Origin of the sequence: Streptomyces sp. NBC_00885, assembly GCF_045207475.1 — a bacterium.
Lineage (GTDB): Bacteria > Actinomycetota > Actinomycetes > Streptomycetales > Streptomycetaceae > Streptomyces.
Map to the genome: position 1 here is coordinate 4,587,094 of NZ_CP108796.1, position 16,367 is coordinate 4,603,460.

The following is a 16,367-nucleotide window of genomic DNA, read 5'->3' on the forward strand; positions in this document are numbered from 1 at the left end:
GGAGTGAATGGGGATGACGGCCGCGAACAACGGCGCGAGCACGCCCGAGGACGACGATCCGTTCGGCTACCTGTACGAGGACGGACGGGCAGCGGGCGCGACACCGCCCGGCCAGAGCCGCGGCTACGGCTATCCGGGTCCGGCCGCACAGCCCGGCGTCCCCAGAACCTCGTACAACCAGGTCCGGACGGTCGGCGAGCGCCAGTACGGCCAGCAGGTCCCGCAGCAGCAGCAGTCGTACGCCCAGCAGGGCCAGCCGACCGCGCAGTACGCGGCACCCGAGACCTACCCCGGCGGCGCCCCCACCCATCCGGTCCCGCCACAGACCGGCGGCCACGGCGGCGGTCGCAGCGGCGGACCCAACACCAAGGGCCTGCTGATCGGGGCGATCGCGGTGGTCGCGGTGGTCGTGATCGGCATCGCGGCGGCACTGATCACGAGCGGCGGCGAGGACGACAAGGCGGGCGGCCAGTCCGGCGGCGACGGCGGCACGAGCGCGGGCCAGTCGGTCAAGCCGAGCGACGGGCCCTCCACCTCCAAGGACCCGCAGGAGCCCCTGCCGAAGCAGGACGCGGCGACGCTGCAGCTGGGTGCGCCGGCCGCGCTGGCGAAGGACATCAAGGGCGCGGAGGGTGCGGGAGGCGCGTTTGTGACCGGCTTCAACGCGGTCGGCGCCTCGGTCACCTGGAAGGCCAAGATCGCGGAGGCGGGCGCGTACCGGCTGTACGTGCGCTACGCCATCCCCGCGCAGGACGCCAACGCCACACTGACGGTCAACGGCAAGGCGAACACCAACCCGCTGGGCCTGAAGAACTTCATCCACTCCACGGACCCGGCCTGGGAGAAGAACTGGCAGACCACCTGGGCGCCGGTCAACCTGAACAAGGGCGAGAACGAGCTCAAGATCTCCTGCGAGGCGGGCAATCAGTGCAACGTCATCCTCGACTGGCTCGAGGTCAAGGAAGGCTGATCAGCCACTGACCAGCGTCAGGAACCCCGCCACCGTCCCGGCCATCGCAGCGCGAGCCGGGGCGAGGTATTTCCGGGGGTCCACCGTCGACGGGTCGGCCGTTTCCAGGAAGGCCCGGACCGCGCCCGTGAAGGCCCTGTTCAGGGCCGTGCCGACGTTGATCTTGACCATGCCGGAGGCGACCGCGCGGCGGATCTCCTCGTCCGGGACGCCCGAGGAGCCGTGCAGCACCAGCGGGAGGGGGATCGCCTCGCGCAGGCGGGCGATGAGGGTGTGGTCCAGGGCGGCCGTACGCTGCGTCATCGCGTGGGAGGAGCCGACCGCGACCGCCAGGGCGTCCACACCGGTGGCCGCGACGTAGGCGGCAGCCTCGGCCGGGTCGGTGCGGACGCCCGGTGCGTGGGCGTCGAGCGGGGCCTCGCCCTCCTTGCCGCCGACCTTGCCCAGTTCGGCCTCGATCCAGATGCCGCGCTCGTGGCCCCAGCGCACCGCGTCCGCCGTGGCCCTCACGTTCTCCTCGTACGGCAGCTTCGAGGCGTCGAACATCACCGAGCTGAAGCCCTCGTCGTCCGCCGAGCGCAACAGGTCCAGGGAGACGACATGGTCGAGGTGGAGGGCGAGCTGCGCGGTCGACGCGTGGGCCACGGCGGCCGCCGCGGCCGCGATCGCGGCGAGCTGTCCGCCGTGGAACTTCACGGCGTTCTCGGAGATCTGCAGGATCGCGGGCGCACCCGCCTGCTCGGCGCCGGTGGCGATCGCCTCGGCGTGCTCCAGGGTGATGACGTTGAAGGCGGCGATGCCGCGCCCGTCGGCCGCTGCGGCCGAGACGAGTTCACCGGTGCTGACGAGTGGCATGGTGCACCCCAATTCCCGGGCGGCTGGGCCCGATTGTGCGCTGTGTGCGGGCTTTCACGCCGCGGCCGCGAGCTCGGTCACCGCGATGAGTGGCAGCAGATCCTCGTAGGCCGCGGCGTCGAACTCGCCCGCCGCCGGGGCCAGTACGGTCGCCGCCGACAGTGCCACCGCGCGGGCGAGCAGGTCCGGCCACGGGAGTTGTTCCACGAGGCCGGAGAGCAGCCCGGCCACCGCCGAGTCGCCCGCGCCCGTCGGGTTGCCCTTCACCGGCGCCGGCGGGGTCGCCTGCCAGACGCCGTCCGCGGTGGCCGCGAGAAGGCCGTCGGGGCCGAGCGAGGCGACGACGGTGTGCGCGCCCCGTCGGCGGGCGTCGCGGGTGGCGCGCAGCGGTTCGCGGGAGCCCGTCAGTTGCGCGAGCTCGTCGGCGTTGGGCTTGACGAGGTCGGGGCGGGCGGCGATGCCGCGGCGCAGCGGTTCGCCGCTGGTGTCCAGGAGTACGGGGACGCCGGCGCCGCGTGCCCTGCGGATCAGTTCGGCGTACGCGCCCACATGGATGCCGGGCGGCAGGCTGCCGCACAGGGCGACGGCGCCGGCGCCGCGCAGCAGGGAGTCGTACGAGGTGAGGAACGTCGCCCATTCCTCGGGGGTGACGATGGGTCCCGGCTCGTTCAGCTGGGTCGTGTCGCCGCTCGCGTCGTCGACGACGGCGATCGTGCGGCGGGTGGTCCCCGCGACGGTGACGAGCGCGTCGCGCGGTGCGAGCGGGGCCAGCAGTTCGCGCAGTACGGCTCCGGTGGGCCCGCCCGCGAAACCGGTGACCACGCTCTCGTGGCCCAGCGCGGACAGGACGCGGGCGACGTTGAGGCCCTTGCCGCCCGGGCGTTCGCGGACCTCGCTGACGCGGTGGCTCGCGTGCGGGGTCAGCGTGGGGACCCGGTAGGTGATGTCCAGGGCGGTGTTGAGCGTGACCGTCAGGATCACCAGTACACACCCCACAGAACGCGCTTGCCGTGCTCGTACGGGCCCTGATCATGCCAAACGGAAGGCGGTTGGCCCAGACCCCCTGGCCAACCGCCGAGTGACTTGCGTAGAAATCACCCTACTTGCGGTTCAATCACCCATTCGCCCTTGCGCATCACGCCTTTCAGCGTGAACTCGGCGTCGAGGACGACCAGGTCGGCGTCCTTGCCCGGCTCCAGCGAGCCGACCGTGTCGTACACGCCGAGCAGCTTGGCGGGATTGGCCGAAATGGCCTGGACGACGTCCTCCACCGGTAGCCGGTCGATGGTGACCGCGCGCCTGAACGCCGTGTCCAGCGTGAGCGTCGAGCCCGCGATGGACCCGCCCTCCACCAGCCGGGCGACGCCTTCCCTGACCTCGACCTCGAGCGGACCGAGCTGGTAGCGGCCGTCGCCGAAGCCCGCCGCGTCCATCGCGTCGGTGATGAAGGCGACGCGGGCCGCACCCGCGCGGTGGAAGGCGAGTTCGAGGGCGGCGGGGTGCAGATGCGTGCCGTCGTTGATCAGCTCGACCGTGATCCGCTCGTCCTCCAGGAGCGCGGCGATCGGTCCCGGCGCGCGGTGACCGAGGCCGGGCATCGCGTTGTACAGATGAGTCGCCACACTCGCGCCCGCGTCGATCGCCTCGACGGTCTGCTCGTACGTCGCGTCCGTGTGACCGATCGCGGCGATCACGCCGTGCTCGGCGAGGAGGCGTACGGAGTCGATGCCGCCGGGGAGTTCGGTGGCGAGCGTGACCATCTTCGCCGTACCGCGGGCCGCGTCGATGAGCTTGCGCACCTCCGCCGGGTCGGGATCGCGCAGCAGCTCCTCGCTGTGAGCGCCCTTGCGGCAGGGGGAGATGAAGGGGCCCTCGAAGTGGATGCCCGCGAGGTCGCCCTGCTCGACCAGCTCGGACAGGAAGCCCGCGCGGTGGGCGAGGAAGTCCATCTCGCCGGTGACGGTGGAGGCGACGAGGGTCGTCGTGCCGTGCTCGCGGTGGGTCCGTACGCCCGTCAGAACGTCCTCGGCGCTGCCGGAGGTGAAGGAGGCGCCGCCGCCGCCGTGGTTGTGGATGTCGACGAAGCCGGGCACGACCCAGTGACCGGTGAGGTCGAGGGCGGGCGCGTCGGCGCCCGCGGCGCCGGTGATCCTCGCGCCCTCGACGATCACCCGTCCGTTCTCGACGATCCCGGTCGGCAGCACCACCCGGGCGCCCGTCAGAACCATGCGGTCGGCCATTAGGCGGTTACCTCCGAGTCGGTGGCGAGCAGATCCCAGGCGAGCAGCCCCGCGCCGAGGCATCCGGCGGTGTCCCCGAGGGCTGCCGGGACGATGGCGGGCAGCTTCTGGAACGTGACGCGCTCCTCGACCGCGGCCCGCAGCGGTGTGAACAAGGTTTCCCCCGCCTCGGCGAGACCGCCACCGATGATCAGCGTGCGGGGGTCCAGCAGGGTGAGCGCGGTGACGAGCCCGGCGGCGAGCGCGTCGACGGCGTCGAGCCAGACCTCCCGGGCGCGGGCGTCTCCGGACTCGACGGCTTTCGCGCAGTCGGCGGCGTCGGCGTCCGGGTCGCCGCTTGCCGTCGCCCACGCGCGGGTGACCGCGGCGGCGGAGGCGAGGGTCTCCAGACAGCCGCGCTGGCCGCAGCCGCAGGCGGGGCCGTCGGGGCGGACGACGATGTGCCCGATCTCGCCGGCGTATCCGTGGGCCCCGGCCTCGATCCGGCCCGCGATGCCGATGGCTCCGGCGATCCCGGTGCCCAGCGGCACGAACAGGAACCGGTCGGCGCCCTTGCCGGCGCCGATCCGGCCCTCGGCGAGGCCGCCGGTACGGACGTCGTGGCCGAGGGCGACGGGGGCGCCGAGTCGCTCGCGCAGGAGGTCGCGCAGCGGTACGTCGCGCCACCCGAGGTTGGCGGCGTACACGGCGATCCCGTTCTCGGCGTCGACGATGCCGGGGACGGCGACGCCGGCGGCGAGGGCGCTGTGGCCGAGGTGCTCCTGGCCGTACGCGCGTAGCTCGCCGGCGAAGCCGAGGATGGACTCGACGACGGCGCCGGGCCCGCGCTGGCGCGCGGTGGCGCGACGGGCCTCGTACAGCAGGGTGCCGTCGGGGGCGACGAGGGCGGCCTTCATGCCGGTGCCGCCCACATCGAGGGCGATGACGTGTCTCACGTGGACAGTCTGGCGGGTGAACGCGGGAAAGGTCTAGTCCACTACGCCGGATTGTTGCGCGCCCATACAAACGGCGGAACGGTTTTGTCCCCCACCCCGCCCTTTCCCGAACCTGGGGGCTGCGCCCCCAGACCCCTTGGGGGATGGTCAGTGGGGGCTGACGCCCCCACGCCCCGGAGCTCCGGCGGCTTCGCCGCGGATCGGACGCTGCGGGCCCGCGCCCGCCCTCTCGCGGCAGCTTCGCGCCGCGCCGCCGCCGGCTTCGGTGCCCGCGAGGGTGGGTCCGCCGGGGTTCGCTCGCGGGACGTTCCATGTGTTCCGCAGCGAAGCCGCTGGACCCTGCGTCCGTGGTGAGCGTGGGCCAGGGAGCGTTGGTGGTTGCTGCTCGGCGGTGGGTCTCGCGGGCGAACCGCCGCGCACCGCAGCCCGTCCGGTGGGGAGGGGCGGTGCAGGGTCGTCCCCGCAGGCGATTGGCGGCCAACACCGGGTGATCAATGCGGACGCCTCATTGCCGCCGACGCCGAGGAGTCGAGCCCGGAGGCGACCCGGATCCCGCGCCCCACGGCACCGGCGCACCCCGGACCGCCAAACCCGTGCCACGCGGTCGGCCCTCGCAACGGACCCCCAAGACCCGCGCCCCACGGCACCGGCGTACCCCGAACCCCCAAACCCCCTCAGCTCAGAATCACGCTCCGCGTCAGATTCCTCGGCCTGTCCGGGTCGAAGCCCTTCGACTCCGCCAGCGTCACCGCCAGCCGCTGCGCGCGGATCAAGTCGGCCAGAGGGTCCGTCTCCTGACGGGCCACCAGCGTGCCGCCCACGCGGGACACGTCGAGCGACAGGCCCTCCGGGAGCGGGCCGAAGACCCAGGTCACGCGGCCGGGGCCGGTGATGGAGATCGGGCCGTGGCGGTATTCCATCGCGGGGTACGACTCCGTCCACGCACCCGCCGCCTCGCGCATCTTCAGGCCCGCCTCCAGCGCCAGCCCGTACGTCCAGCCGCGGCCCAGGAACGTCCACTGCTCCGCGCCCACCACCGCCTCCGGCAGCGGCTCCGTGATCGCCAGCTCTGCGTCGACCGCCGCCTCGGTGACCGACTTCACGCCGGGGACGTCACCCAGACCCGCCCGCAGGAAGGCGAGCGCCGTTGTGGCGAAACGGGTCTGGACGACCGACTCCTCGTCCGCCCAGTCCAGCACCGCCACCTCGTCCGCCGCGTCCATGACCGGGGTCTTGGGGTCCGCGGTCAGGGCCAGCGTCGGGACCTTGCCGCGCAGCGCGGTCAGCAGGTCCAGGACCTCCGTCGTCGTGCCCGAGCGGGTGATCGCGACGACACGGTCGTAGGACCTCCCCGCCGGGAACTCCGAGGAGGCGAACGCGTCGGTCTCGCCCTGCCCCGCCGCCTCCCGCAGCGCCGCGTACGCGATCGCCATGAACCAGGACGTACCGCACCCGGTGACGGCGACCCGCTCGCCCGGCTGTGGCAGTCCCGGGAAGGCGGCCGCGGCCTTCGCCGCTCGGCGCCAGCAGGCGGGCTGGGTGGCAATCTCTTCTGCGGTACGGGACATGCGACTGGGCTCCTCGCGACGTACGCGTAAGTCGGGACCGGCATCGACCACTTCGTGCCAAGGGACGTGCTTAGCAGCCCGCGGCGTACCCGGGCAATGCCCGCACCCCTTGGGACAGACGTTGCGGAAGCGATACCGATTGGAGTAGACCTCATACCTCCGGTTGGCGGAAAATCGCGCCCAACTCACAGGACGTCGCGGGGGACCGACTGGGACAAGACGGGCAACCAATCAGCAGAGGGTGGGGCGAAGAGCTGTGCATCAGCGCTTCTTGGGTCTGACCGCGGCACTCGCCGCACTGGGCATGACGGTGGCCCTCTCGGGCTGTGGCACCTCCAGCGGTTCCGGCGACGTCACCCTCAAGCTGGTTGCGGCGGACTACGACGTCTCCGGCGGCCAGAGCAGCAAGAAGTACTGGGCTGATCTCGCCGCCGAGTTCGAGAGGACGAACCCCGACATCAAGATCGACGTCCAGATCGAGTCCTGGAACGACATCGACCGCAAGGTCGGCGAGATGGTCAAGGCCGGCAAGGCCCCCGACATCGCCCAGATCGGCGCGTACGCCGACTACGCCGCGGCCGACAAGCTGTACTCCGCCGACCAGTTGCTCTCCATACCCGTGCAGTCCAACTTCCTCCAGCCGCTCACCGACGCCGGCGAGATGAAGCGCGTGCAGTACGGACTGCCGTTCGTCGCCTCGACCCGGCTGCTCTTCTACAACAAGAAGCTCTTCAAAGAGGCCGGGATCAAGAACGACCCCAAGACCTGGGACGACCTCGTCGAGGACGCGGAGAAGCTGAAGGACAACACCGACGCGAAGTACCCCTTCGCGCTGCCGCTGGGGCCGGAGGAGGCCCAGGCCGAGACCATGATGTGGCTGCTCAGCGGCGGTGACGGGTACACCGACACCAGCGGCAACTACGGCATCGACTCCGAGCAGAACATCGCCACCTTCACCTGGCTGAAGACGAACCTGGTCGACAAGAAGCTCACCGGACCTGTCGCCCCCGGCAAGCTGAACCGCAAGGACGCCTTCGCAGCCTTCACGCGCGGCGAGGTCGGCATGCTCAACGGCCACCCGTCCCTGATGCAGGCGGCCGAGGCGGCCAACATCGACGTCGGCAAGGTGGCTCTGCCCGGCACCAGCGGCAAGCCGAAGGCGGCGATGGGCGTCGCCGACTGGATCATGGGCTTCAAGCAGAACGGCCACCGCGCCGAGATCGGCACGTTCCTGGACTTCGTCTTCAGCGACAAGAACGTCCTCGACTTCGCGGGCCAGAACGACCTGCTGCCGGTGACGGTCTCCGCGTCCGAGGCGATGGCCGCCGACCCCGAGCACAAGGCCCTCAGGGCGTTCCTGGTGGAGCTGCCCACCTCGGTGCTTCCGCCGGTCGGCAAGACCTCGTGGGCGGCTGTGAGCGAGAACATCAAGAAGAACATCGGCAAGGCCGTGGAGCCCGACGCCAGCCCGGCGGCAGTCCTCGGCCGGATCGGCCGCGCCGCCTCCGCCGCCGAGAACGCCGAGTAGTTCGCAGACCGCATCGACCGCCCGCCGATATGTTGGATCGTATGACCGACGACCAGACGCTCTCCGAGCGCGACCGCGCCGTTCTGGCCATGGAGCACCGCTCCTGGCCGGGACCCGGCGCCAAGGAGCGCGCCATCAGGGAGCAGCTCGGCATCTCCCCGGTCCGCTACTACCAGCTGCTCAACGCCCTCATCGACGATGAGCGCGCCCTCGCCCACGACCCCGTCACGGTCAACCGGCTCCGCCGAGTCAGGGACGACAGACGAAGTCGCCGATAGGGTCGGGGGCATGGGCAGCTCCCCGTACGCGCATTCCCTGCCGACGCCGTCCACTCCCGCCGGCCGTGACGGTCTCGCCGCGATTCTGGACCGGCCGCACAGAACCGTCGTCGGCCTCGACTTCGACGGCACTCTCGCCGAGATCGTGCCCGACCCCGAACAGGCCCGCGCCCACCCCGGCACCGTCCCCGCGCTCGCCGCACTCGCGCCACGGGTGGCGTCGGTCGCCGTGATCACCGGACGCCCGGCGGGCGTTGCCGTACGGTACGGCGGCTTCGCCGGAGTGCCGGGCCTGGATCACCTCGTGGTCCTCGGCCACTACGGCGCCGAGCGCTGGGACGCCGTGTCCGGCACGGTCAAAACCCCGGCCGCCCACCCCGGCGTCGCGGCCGCCCGCGCCGAACTGCCCGGATTCCTCGACGACATCGGAGCCTGGCACGGCGCCTGGATCGAGGAGAAGGGCCAGGCCGTCGCGGTCCACACGCGCCGCGCCGCCGACCCGCAGGCCGCCTTCGACGCCCTGCGCGATCCGCTCGGCGAGCTCGCCGCCCGGCACGGACTGATCGTCGAGCCGGGCCGCATGGTCCTGGAGCTGCGCCCGCCGGGCATGGACAAGGGCGTGGCCCTTGCCGAGTACGTACGCGAAGTGGAGGCCGAAGCGGTCCTGTACGCCGGGGACGACCTCGGCGACCTGCCCGCCTTCGCCGCCGTGGAGAAGCTCCGCTCGGACGGCATCCCCGGCCTGCTGGTGTGCAGCGGCAGCGCGGAGGTGCCGGAGGTCGCGGACCGCGCGGACCTGCTGCTGCCGGGTCCGGCGGCCGTCGTCGAATTCCTAGGAACCCTCGCGCAGCGCCTGTAGCTGGTCGAGGAACCACTGCTGCGGCGGCAGCGCGGTCGCCGCGGCCGCCAGCCGCTTGGTGCGCCGGGCCCGTTCGTCGTGGGGCATCGTCAGCGCCGCGTGCAGCGCGTCGGCGGTGCCCGTCACGTCGTACGGATTGACCGTGACCGCGTCCTCACCCAGCTCCTCGTGCGCCCCCGCCTCGCGCGACAGCACCAGCGCGCAGCCGTCGTCCGAGACGACCGGGATCTCCTTGGCGACCAGGTTCATACCGTCCCGGATCGGGTTGACCAGGGCGACGTCCGCGAGACGGTACGCGGCCAGGGAGCGGGCGAAGTCGTCCTTCACATGGAGGACGACCGGGCTCCAAGTCGCCGTTCCGTAGGTGGAGTTGATCTCGTCGGCGACGCGCTGGACCTCCGCCGTGTAATCCCGGTAGACGGCCAGGTCCTGCCGCGAGGGGTACGCGAAGGCGACATGGACGACCCGCTCGCGCCACTCGGGCCTGGTGTCCAGGAGGTGCCGGTAGGCGAGCAGCCCGCGCACGATGTTCTTGGACAGCTCGGTGCGGTCCACGCGCACGATCGTCTTTCTCCCCGGGCCCACCTGTTCGCGAAGCGCGGCCAGCCGCTCCTCCACGTCGGGCCGGTGCGCGCGCTCCCGCAGGAAGTCCGCGTCCGCGCCGAGGCCGTGCACTCCGATCCGGGTGCCCGAGGGGATGCCGGGGCCCAGCACGGTGTGGCAGCAGTCGGTGAAGGCCTCGGCCCAGCGGTGGGTGAGGAAGGCGGCCCGGTCGGCGCCGAGGATGCCGCCGAGCAGTTGGGCCGCGATGTCGTCGGGCAGCATCCGGAAGTAGTCGACGGGGGCCCACGGCGTGTGCGAGAAGTGGCCGATGCGCAGGTCCGGGCGGTGGGCGCGGAGCATCCGGGGCACCAGCGCCAGGTGGTAGTCCTGCACCAGAACGGCCGCGCCCGGCGCGGCCGCCTCGGCCAGCGCATCGGCGAAGGCGTGGTTGTACGCCTCGTAGGAGGCCCACTGGCGGCGGAACTCCGCGTCGAAGACCGGCTCCAGCGGCGTCTGGTAGAGCATGTGGTGGACGAACCACAGCACCGAGTTCGCGATCCCGTTGTACGCGTCGGCGAACACCCCGGCGTCGATGTCGAGCATCCGCACCCCGGGCTCGGCCACCCCGCGCCGTACGGCCTCGCGATCGCCGTCGCCGAGAGCGGCGCAGACCCACACCGAGTCCGATTCGGAGTCGATCGCGGAGAGGCCGGAGACCACGCCGCCTCCGCCCCGGCGGGCGTCCAGCGAACCGTCCTGCTGACGTGTGTATGTGACCGGGCCGCGGTTCGAGGCGACTAGGACCTGGGCGGCAGGCTGCTCGGAGACCATGTGCCGAAACCTAGCCCTTCCGGTAAACCCTCAAACGTGCGTACGGCCGGACTGCGCCACTAGGCCCTGTCCGGCCGATCTTGCCGGGCTCGCGTGCCCTGGCACGGCACCTCGCTGCGTTGTCGTCAGTCGCCGACGCTCCGCGTCGGCTCCTTCCTCCGCCTTGCGATGCACCACGCCAGACCCCGCTCACTGATCCGGCCTGATCGACCGGACAGGACCTAGGTGCGCCACCCGGCGTGTCACTGTGCGTGCTCACGCCGCTCGCCTCGCCGCGTACTCGCCGATCTCGCGCATCGGAGGCCGCTCCTGCGTGTCCACCGCATGTGTCCGGGGTACGAAGCCCCCCTCGGCCCGCTCGAACTGCGTGAGCGCAGGCCGCACCAAATGACCCCTGGACAGGCGCAGTTGGGCGGTCCGGTAGATCGCCGCGGCCATCCGTCCCAGCGCCTGACCGTCCTGGTGGCGGTGCTTGCGCGAGCCGACGTCCACCTGCGCCAGCGCGTCCAGACCGACCGTGTGCAGTGCGTCGACGAGCAGGCCCAGCTCCACTCCGTAACCCACGGGGAAGGGCAGCCGCTCAAGGAGCGAGCGCCGCACCGCGTACTCCCCGCCCAGCGGCTGGACGAACCCGGCGAGCTGCGGCCAGTGCAGATTCAGCAGCGGCCGCGCCACCAGCTCCGTCACGCGCCCGCCCTGACCTGCCCTCTCGCCCAGCGGCCGGTCGTACATCGCCTTGACGAACTGCACATCCGGGTCGGTCAGCAGCGGCCCCACGATCCCGGAGACGAAATCGGCCGAGAACTCGCGCAGATCCGCGTCGACGAAGCAGACGATGTCGCCGCTGGTGACCATCAGCGAGCGCCACAGCACCTCGCCCTTGCCCTGGACCGCGGGAATCCGGGGCAGGATCGCGTCCCGGTGCACCACGCGCGCCCCAGCCGCCGCGGCCACCTCGCCCGTGCGGTCGCTCGACCCCGAGTCCACGACGACCAGCTCGTCGACGAGCGGCACGGTCTCCATCAGCTCACGCCGGATCACGGAAACGATCTCGCCGACCGTCTCCTCCTCGTCGAGCGCGGGCAGGACGACGCTGATGGTGCTGCCGCGCTTGGCGGCCATCAGCCGGCCGAGCGGGCGGTCGGCCAGGGACCAGGAACGCCTGCTCAGCCAGCGTTCCACCTCTTCCAGCACGTGCGGGTCTCCCTCTGACATCGAGATCCTGTGATCCGTCTCGCGGTTCGGACGACTATCTCAACCATCCAGGCCTTCGGTTACAGTCTTGAACAACGCAGATGACCGTCGCATGCCGGGGGTCATCACGCTGACAATCGAATACCGCTCATCCAGAGGGGCAGAGGGAACGGCCCGTTGAAGCCCCGGCAACCCTCCCGCCGACCGCGAGGTCACGGTGGGGAAGGTGCCAATTCCGTCTCGTGGCGAAATGCGCCGCGAGGAAGATGAGGAGAAAGGGCCTCGCCACCATGGCTGTGCAGACTGTCGCAAGCACCACCCCCGTGAACCTCGGTCCCGCCGCGGCGCTCTCGTGCCGCGAGTGCGGAGAGCGTTTCGACCTCGGCCCGATCTTCGCCTGTGCCTCCTGTTTCGGGCCGCTGGAAGTCGCCTACGACCTGCCGGCGGACGACCCCGAGGCGCTGAGGAAGCGGATCGAAGCGGGTCCGAACAACATCTGGCGCTACGCCCCGCTGCTGCCCGTCCCCGCCGACGTGGCCGAGAAGCCGAACATCAACCCCGGCTTCACCAAGCTCGTCAAGGCCGACAATCTCGCCCGTGAGCTGGGCGTCACCGGCGGCCTGTACATCAAGGACGACTCCGGCAACCCGACGCACTCCTTCAAGGACCGTGTCGTCGCGATCGCCGTCGAGGCCGCCCGCGCCTTCGGCTTCACGACTCTCTCCTGCTCCTCCACCGGCAACCTCGCCGGCGCGGTGGGCGCGGCCGCCGCCCGGGCGGGCTTCCGGTCCTGCGTGTTCATCCCGCACGACCTGGAGCAGGGCAAGGTCGTCATGGCCGCGGTGTACGGCGGCGAGCTGGTCGGCATCGAGGGCAACTACGACGACGTCAACCGCTTCTGCTCCGAGCTCATCGGCGACCCGCTGGGCGAGGGCTGGGGCTTCGTCAACGTCAACCTCCGCCCGTACTACGGCGAGGGTTCCAAGACGCTGGCGTACGAGATCTGCGAGCAGCTCGGCTGGCGGCTGCCCGACCAGATCGTCGTCCCGATCGCCTCCGGCTCGCAGCTCACGAAGATCGACAAGGGACTGCAGGAGCTGATCAAGCTCGGCCTGGTCGAGGACAAGCCGTACAAGATCTTCGGCGCCCAGGCCGAGGGCTGCTCTCCGGTGTCGACGGCCTTCAAGGCCGGGCACGATGTCGTACGGCCGCAGAAGCCGAACACCATCGCCAAGTCGCTGGCCATCGGCAACCCCGCCGACGGCCCCTATGTACTGGACATCGCGCGCCGCACGGGCGGCGCGGTCGAGGACGTCAATGACGAGCAGGTCGTCGACGCGATCAAGCTGCTCGCGCGGACCGAGGGAATCTTCGCGGAGACCGCGGGTGGCGTGACCGTGGGCGTGGCGAAGAAACTGATCGAGCAGGGCCTGCTCGACCCGGCGCTCACCACGGTCGTGCTCAACACCGGCGACGGTCTCAAGACCCTCGACGCCGTTGCCCCGACGACCGGCCCCACGGCGACCATCCGCCCGAGCCTCGAGGCGTTCCGCGACGCCGGCCTGGCCCGCTGACTACCTACGGAAGGCAGAACACCATGAGCGTGAACGTCCGCATCCCCACCATTCTCCGTACGTACACGGGCGGTCAGGCCGAGGTCCCGGCGGAGGGCGCGACGCTCTCCGAGGTGATCGCGGACTTGGAGAAGAACCACACGGGCATCGCCGCGCGCGTCCTGGACGACCAGGGCAAGCTGCGCCGTTTCGTGAACGTGTACGTGAACGACGACGACGTCCGTTTCGAGCAGGGTCTCGAGACGGCGACCCCGGACGGTGCGGGCGTTTCGATCATTCCCGCCGTCGCCGGCGGCTGAGTCACCCAGCGTCAGTAGAATTGCCCCCTCCGCAAGAGAAGCGGAGGGGGCAATTCTCTATGGTTGAGCGCGGTACAGTTGGGGAAGCCCCCTCCGCTGCCTGTGCCGACCGCATATGAGAATGCGCCCTGGCCCATCAAGAAGCAGCCAATGTGTTCGATCGAAATGCACTCGTAAGTGCCATTTGCCGGGCCCGACTTGCCCCGGAATTTCTTGAATTCTGTTCAATCATCCGATCGCGCGTGCCCAGATTTCTCGTCTGATTGACCTGTTGCAGAGGGCAGTTGGGCAGATACATTCAGCCGCGGTCGACGCGTTCCGGCGCACACTCTCCTTCCTGTCGGGAGGGTGAGGTCTGACCCGGGTCCGCGAAGTGCGGTCCTGTGCAAGGGCCAGTAATAGGGGAGTTAGGCATGGCTCAGGGCACCGTCAAGTGGTTCAACGCGGAGAAGGGGTACGGCTTCATCGCGGTCGACGGTGGTGCGGATGTTTTCGTCCACTACAGCGCGATCCAGATGGACGGATACCGCACCCTTGAAGAGGGTCAGCGGGTCGAGTTCGAGATCTCGCAGGGCCAGAAGGGGCCGCAGGCGGACATGGTCAAGCTCGCCGTCTGATCTCGGCGCGATCGGCCACCGACGCACTCACGCGACACACTCACGGCGAAGGGCCCGCATCCTAGGGGGATGCGGGCCCTTCGTGCGTCCCCGGCCGTGTCCACGATGTGTCGGAGCCGCTTGCGCCCGCCCGTCGCCCGACCACCACCCCTCATCGAGGCTCTTCGAGCCGCTTGCACTCTCCTGGGTCGAGTGCTAATCATTGGCGTTAGCACTCTGCAGGTGAGAGTGACAGCTTAAGGACCGGGTCGGTGAGGCCCGAAGGGTCGGCGGGGCAAGGAACCGCACGGCTCTCAGGCCGTCCGTCGCGGGCGCCAGCGCGGTCCGGAGAATCCACCCCAGTCCGGGAGGACCACTTCACATGGCCAAGATCATCGCGTTCGACGAGGAGGCACGGCGCGGTCTCGAGCGCGGGATGAACCAGCTCGCCGACGCCGTCAAGGTCACCCTTGGCCCCAAGGGCCGCAACGTCGTCCTCGAGAAGAAGTGGGGCGCCCCCACGATCACCAACGATGGTGTTTCCATCGCCAAGGAGATCGAGCTCGAGGACCCGTACGAGAAGATCGGCGCCGAGCTGGTCAAGGAAGTCGCCAAGAAGACGGACGACGTCGCCGGTGACGGTACGACCACCGCGACCGTTCTCGCCCAGGCGCTCGTCCGCGAGGGCCTGCGCAACGTGGCGGCCGGCGCCAACCCGATGGCCCTCAAGCGCGGCATCGAGAAGGCCGTCGAGGCCGTCTCCGGCGCCCTGCTGGAGCAGGCCAAGGACGTGGAGACCAAGGAGCAGATCGCTTCGACGGCCTCCATCTCCGCCGCCGACACCCAGATCGGCGAGCTCATCGCCGAGGCGATGGACAAGGTCGGCAAGGAAGGCGTCATCACCGTCGAGGAGTCCCAGACCTTCGGTCTGGAGCTGGAGCTCACCGAGGGTATGCGCTTCGACAAGGGCTACATCTCGGCGTACTTCGCCACCGACATGGAGCGTATGGAGGCGTCGCTCGACGACCCGTACATCCTGATCGTCAACTCCAAGGTCAGCAACGTGAAGGACCTCCTTCCGCTGCTGGAGAAGGTCATGCAGTCCGGCAAGCCGCTGCTGATCATCGCCGAGGACGTCGAGGGCGAGGCTCTGTCCACGCTCGTCGTGAACAAGATCCGTGGCACCTTCAAGTCCGTCGCCGTCAAGGCCCCGGGCTTCGGCGACCGCCGCAAGGCGATGCTGAACGACATCGCCATCCTCACGGGCGGCACGGTCATCTCCGAGGAGGTCGGTCTCAAGCTCGAGAACGCCGGCCTGGACCTGCTGGGCCGCGCCCGCAAGGTCGTCATCACCAAGGACGAGACCACGATCGTCGACGGCTCCGGTGAGAGCGACCAGGTCGCCGGCCGCGTCAACCAGATCCGTGCCGAGATCGAGAACTCCGACTCGGACTACGACCGTGAGAAGCTCCAGGAGCGCCTCGCGAAGCTGGCCGGCGGCGTGGCCGTCATCAAGGCCGGTGCCGCGACCGAGGTGGAGCTCAAGGAGCGCAAGCACCGCATCGAGGACGCCGTTCGCAACGCGAAGGCGGCCGTCGAGGAGGGCATCGTCGCCGGTGGTGGCGTGGCTCTGCTCCAGGCTTCCTCGGTCTTCGAGAAGCTCGACCTCGAGGGCGACGAGGCGACCGGCGCCAACGCCGTGAAGCTCGCGCTGGAGGCCCCGCTCAAGCAGATCGCCGTCAACGGTGGTCTCGAGGGCGGCGTCGTGGTCGAGAAGGTGCGCAACCTGGCTGTCGGCCACGGTCTGAACGCCGCGACCGGCGAGTACGTCGACATGATCGCCGAGGGCATCATCGACCCCGCGAAGGTGACCCGCTCTGCCCTGCAGAACGCGGCCTCCATCGCGGCGCTGTTCCTGACCACCGAGGCCGTCATCGCCGACAAGCCGGAGAAGGCGGGCGCCGCCGCTCCGGGCGGCATGCCGGGCGGTGACATGGACTTCTGAGCCTGACGGCTCGGACCCGGTCCTGACCGAGGGCGGTACCCCCACTCCCAGGGGGGTACCGCCCTCGGGCGTTTCAGGTTCCGGGCCCGGCG

15 protein-coding genes and 1 riboswitch are annotated in these 16,367 nt (G+C 70.5%); of the genes, 8 read left to right on the plus strand and 7 right to left on the minus strand.

The genetic code is table 11. The features are described 5' to 3' along the window. Nucleotides 1-13: 13 nt before the first annotated feature. Nucleotides 14-970, plus strand: a complete 957-nt coding sequence (locus OHA61_RS20865; RefSeq protein WP_406304285.1) for a CBM35 domain-containing protein — start codon at nt 14-16, stop codon at nt 968-970. Here OHA61_RS20865 and OHA61_RS20870 read toward each other — a convergent pair whose 3' ends face one another. The 5 genes from OHA61_RS20870 to OHA61_RS20890 all read right to left on the minus strand — a co-directional run bounded on the left by OHA61_RS20870 (nt 971) and on the right by OHA61_RS20890 (nt 6,568). After that, a complete protein-coding gene (locus tag OHA61_RS20870; protein ID WP_406304286.1) occupies nt 971-1,825 on the minus strand; it encodes a ketose-bisphosphate aldolase in 855 nt (284 codons plus the stop codon). 54 nt (nt 1,826-1,879) lie between these two features. After that, complete coding sequence (locus tag OHA61_RS20875) at nt 1,880-2,806, minus strand: 1-phosphofructokinase family hexose kinase (RefSeq protein WP_406304287.1); 927 nt, start codon at nt 2,804-2,806, stop codon at nt 1,880-1,882. A 113-nt stretch (nt 2,807-2,919) separates the two neighbouring features. Beyond that, nucleotides 2,920-4,065 (minus strand): N-acetylglucosamine-6-phosphate deacetylase, encoded by a 1,146-nt coding sequence (nagA, locus tag OHA61_RS20880; RefSeq protein ID WP_406304288.1) that lies wholly within the window; start codon nt 4,063-4,065, stop codon nt 2,920-2,922. After that, on the minus strand, nt 4,065-5,000 hold the full coding sequence (locus OHA61_RS20885) for an ROK family protein (RefSeq protein ID WP_361905723.1): 936 nt from the start codon (nt 4,998-5,000) through the stop codon (nt 4,065-4,067). Before OHA61_RS20885 ends, nagA begins: the two co-directional genes overlap by 1 nt. 674 nt (nt 5,001-5,674) lie before the next feature. Beyond that, nucleotides 5,675-6,568, minus strand: a complete 894-nt coding sequence (locus tag OHA61_RS20890; RefSeq protein ID WP_406304289.1) for an SIS domain-containing protein — start codon at nt 6,566-6,568, stop codon at nt 5,675-5,677. A gap of 256 nt (nt 6,569-6,824) precedes the next feature. Here OHA61_RS20890 and OHA61_RS20895 point away from each other — a divergent pair, with 256 nt between their 5' ends. From OHA61_RS20895 to otsB, 3 genes are read left to right on the plus strand one after another with little or no spacing between them, the layout of a single operon-like run. Continuing rightward, nucleotides 6,825-8,096, plus strand: a complete 1,272-nt coding sequence (locus tag OHA61_RS20895) for an extracellular solute-binding protein (RefSeq protein ID WP_406304290.1) — start codon at nt 6,825-6,827, stop codon at nt 8,094-8,096. A gap of 41 nt (nt 8,097-8,137) precedes the next feature. After that, complete coding sequence (locus OHA61_RS20900) at nt 8,138-8,374, plus strand: DUF3263 domain-containing protein (protein WP_142217858.1); 237 nt, start codon at nt 8,138-8,140, stop codon at nt 8,372-8,374. Nucleotides 8,375-8,384: 10 nt separating this feature from the next. After that, nucleotides 8,385-9,233: a trehalose-phosphatase gene (gene otsB / locus OHA61_RS20905; RefSeq protein ID WP_406304291.1), complete on the plus strand. Its 849-nt coding sequence runs from the start codon at nt 8,385-8,387 to the stop codon at nt 9,231-9,233. Here the strand turns inward: otsB and OHA61_RS20910 are convergent. Both OHA61_RS20910 and OHA61_RS20915 read right to left on the minus strand, forming a co-directional pair. Continuing rightward, entirely contained in the window at nt 9,207-10,607 is a 1,401-nt protein-coding gene (locus OHA61_RS20910) for a trehalose-6-phosphate synthase (protein ID WP_406304292.1), read from the minus strand. The genes otsB and OHA61_RS20910 overlap by 27 nt on opposite strands. 255 nt (nt 10,608-10,862) lie before the next feature. Then, nucleotides 10,863-11,801 (minus strand): glucosyl-3-phosphoglycerate synthase, encoded by a 939-nt coding sequence (locus tag OHA61_RS20915; RefSeq protein WP_406307409.1) that lies wholly within the window; start codon nt 11,799-11,801, stop codon nt 10,863-10,865. Between the two features lie 145 nt (nt 11,802-11,946). Next, nucleotides 11,947-12,074: riboswitch (SAM riboswitch) on the plus strand. Nucleotides 12,075-12,091: 17 nt separating this feature from the next. Between OHA61_RS20915 and thrC the strand changes: the two genes are divergently transcribed. The 4 genes from thrC (at nt 12,092) to groL (ending at nt 16,275) form a co-directional block, all read left to right on the plus strand. After that, the gene (gene thrC / locus OHA61_RS20920; protein WP_266481214.1) at nt 12,092-13,375 is read left to right on the plus strand and encodes a threonine synthase; all 1,284 of its coding nucleotides are present in this window, start codon (nt 12,092-12,094) and stop codon (nt 13,373-13,375) included. 23 nt (nt 13,376-13,398) lie between these two features. After that, nucleotides 13,399-13,674, plus strand: a complete 276-nt coding sequence (locus tag OHA61_RS20925; protein WP_142217854.1) for a MoaD/ThiS family protein — start codon at nt 13,399-13,401, stop codon at nt 13,672-13,674. Nucleotides 13,675-14,087: 413 nt separating this feature from the next. Then, complete coding sequence (locus OHA61_RS20930) at nt 14,088-14,291, plus strand: cold-shock protein (protein ID WP_005315736.1); 204 nt, start codon at nt 14,088-14,090, stop codon at nt 14,289-14,291. A 361-nt stretch (nt 14,292-14,652) separates the two neighbouring features. Next, nucleotides 14,653-16,275 carry a chaperonin GroEL gene (gene groL / locus OHA61_RS20935; RefSeq protein WP_266481227.1) on the plus strand — a complete coding sequence of 541 codons (1,623 nt, stop codon included), beginning with the start codon at nt 14,653-14,655 and terminating at the stop codon, nt 16,273-16,275. The last annotated feature ends 92 nt before the right edge of the window (nt 16,276-16,367 follow it).

Excerpts from the sequence above, each read along its gene's own strand:
- OHA61_RS20865 (WP_406304285.1), top strand. The coding sequence starts at position 14 with ATGACGGCCGCGAACAACGGCGCGAGCACGCCCGAGGACGACGATCCG.
- otsB (WP_406304291.1), top strand. The coding sequence starts at position 8,385 with ATGGGCAGCTCCCCGTACGCGCATTCCCTGCCGACGCCGTCCACTCCC.
- OHA61_RS20910 (WP_406304292.1), bottom strand. The coding sequence starts at position 10,607 with ATGGTCTCCGAGCAGCCTGCCGCCCAGGTCCTAGTCGCCTCGAACCGC.
- OHA61_RS20890 (WP_406304289.1), bottom strand. The coding sequence starts at position 6,568 with ATGTCCCGTACCGCAGAAGAGATTGCCACCCAGCCCGCCTGCTGGCGC.
- nagA (WP_406304288.1), bottom strand. The coding sequence starts at position 4,065 with ATGGCCGACCGCATGGTTCTGACGGGCGCCCGGGTGGTGCTGCCGACC.
- OHA61_RS20930 (WP_005315736.1), top strand. The coding sequence starts at position 14,088 with ATGGCTCAGGGCACCGTCAAGTGGTTCAACGCGGAGAAGGGGTACGGC.
- OHA61_RS20900 (WP_142217858.1), top strand. The coding sequence starts at position 8,138 with ATGACCGACGACCAGACGCTCTCCGAGCGCGACCGCGCCGTTCTGGCC.
- thrC (WP_266481214.1), top strand. The coding sequence starts at position 12,092 with ATGGCTGTGCAGACTGTCGCAAGCACCACCCCCGTGAACCTCGGTCCC.
- groL (WP_266481227.1), top strand. The coding sequence starts at position 14,653 with ATGGCCAAGATCATCGCGTTCGACGAGGAGGCACGGCGCGGTCTCGAG.
- OHA61_RS20870 (WP_406304286.1), bottom strand. The coding sequence starts at position 1,825 with ATGCCACTCGTCAGCACCGGTGAACTCGTCTCGGCCGCAGCGGCCGAC.
- OHA61_RS20925 (WP_142217854.1), top strand. The coding sequence starts at position 13,399 with ATGAGCGTGAACGTCCGCATCCCCACCATTCTCCGTACGTACACGGGC.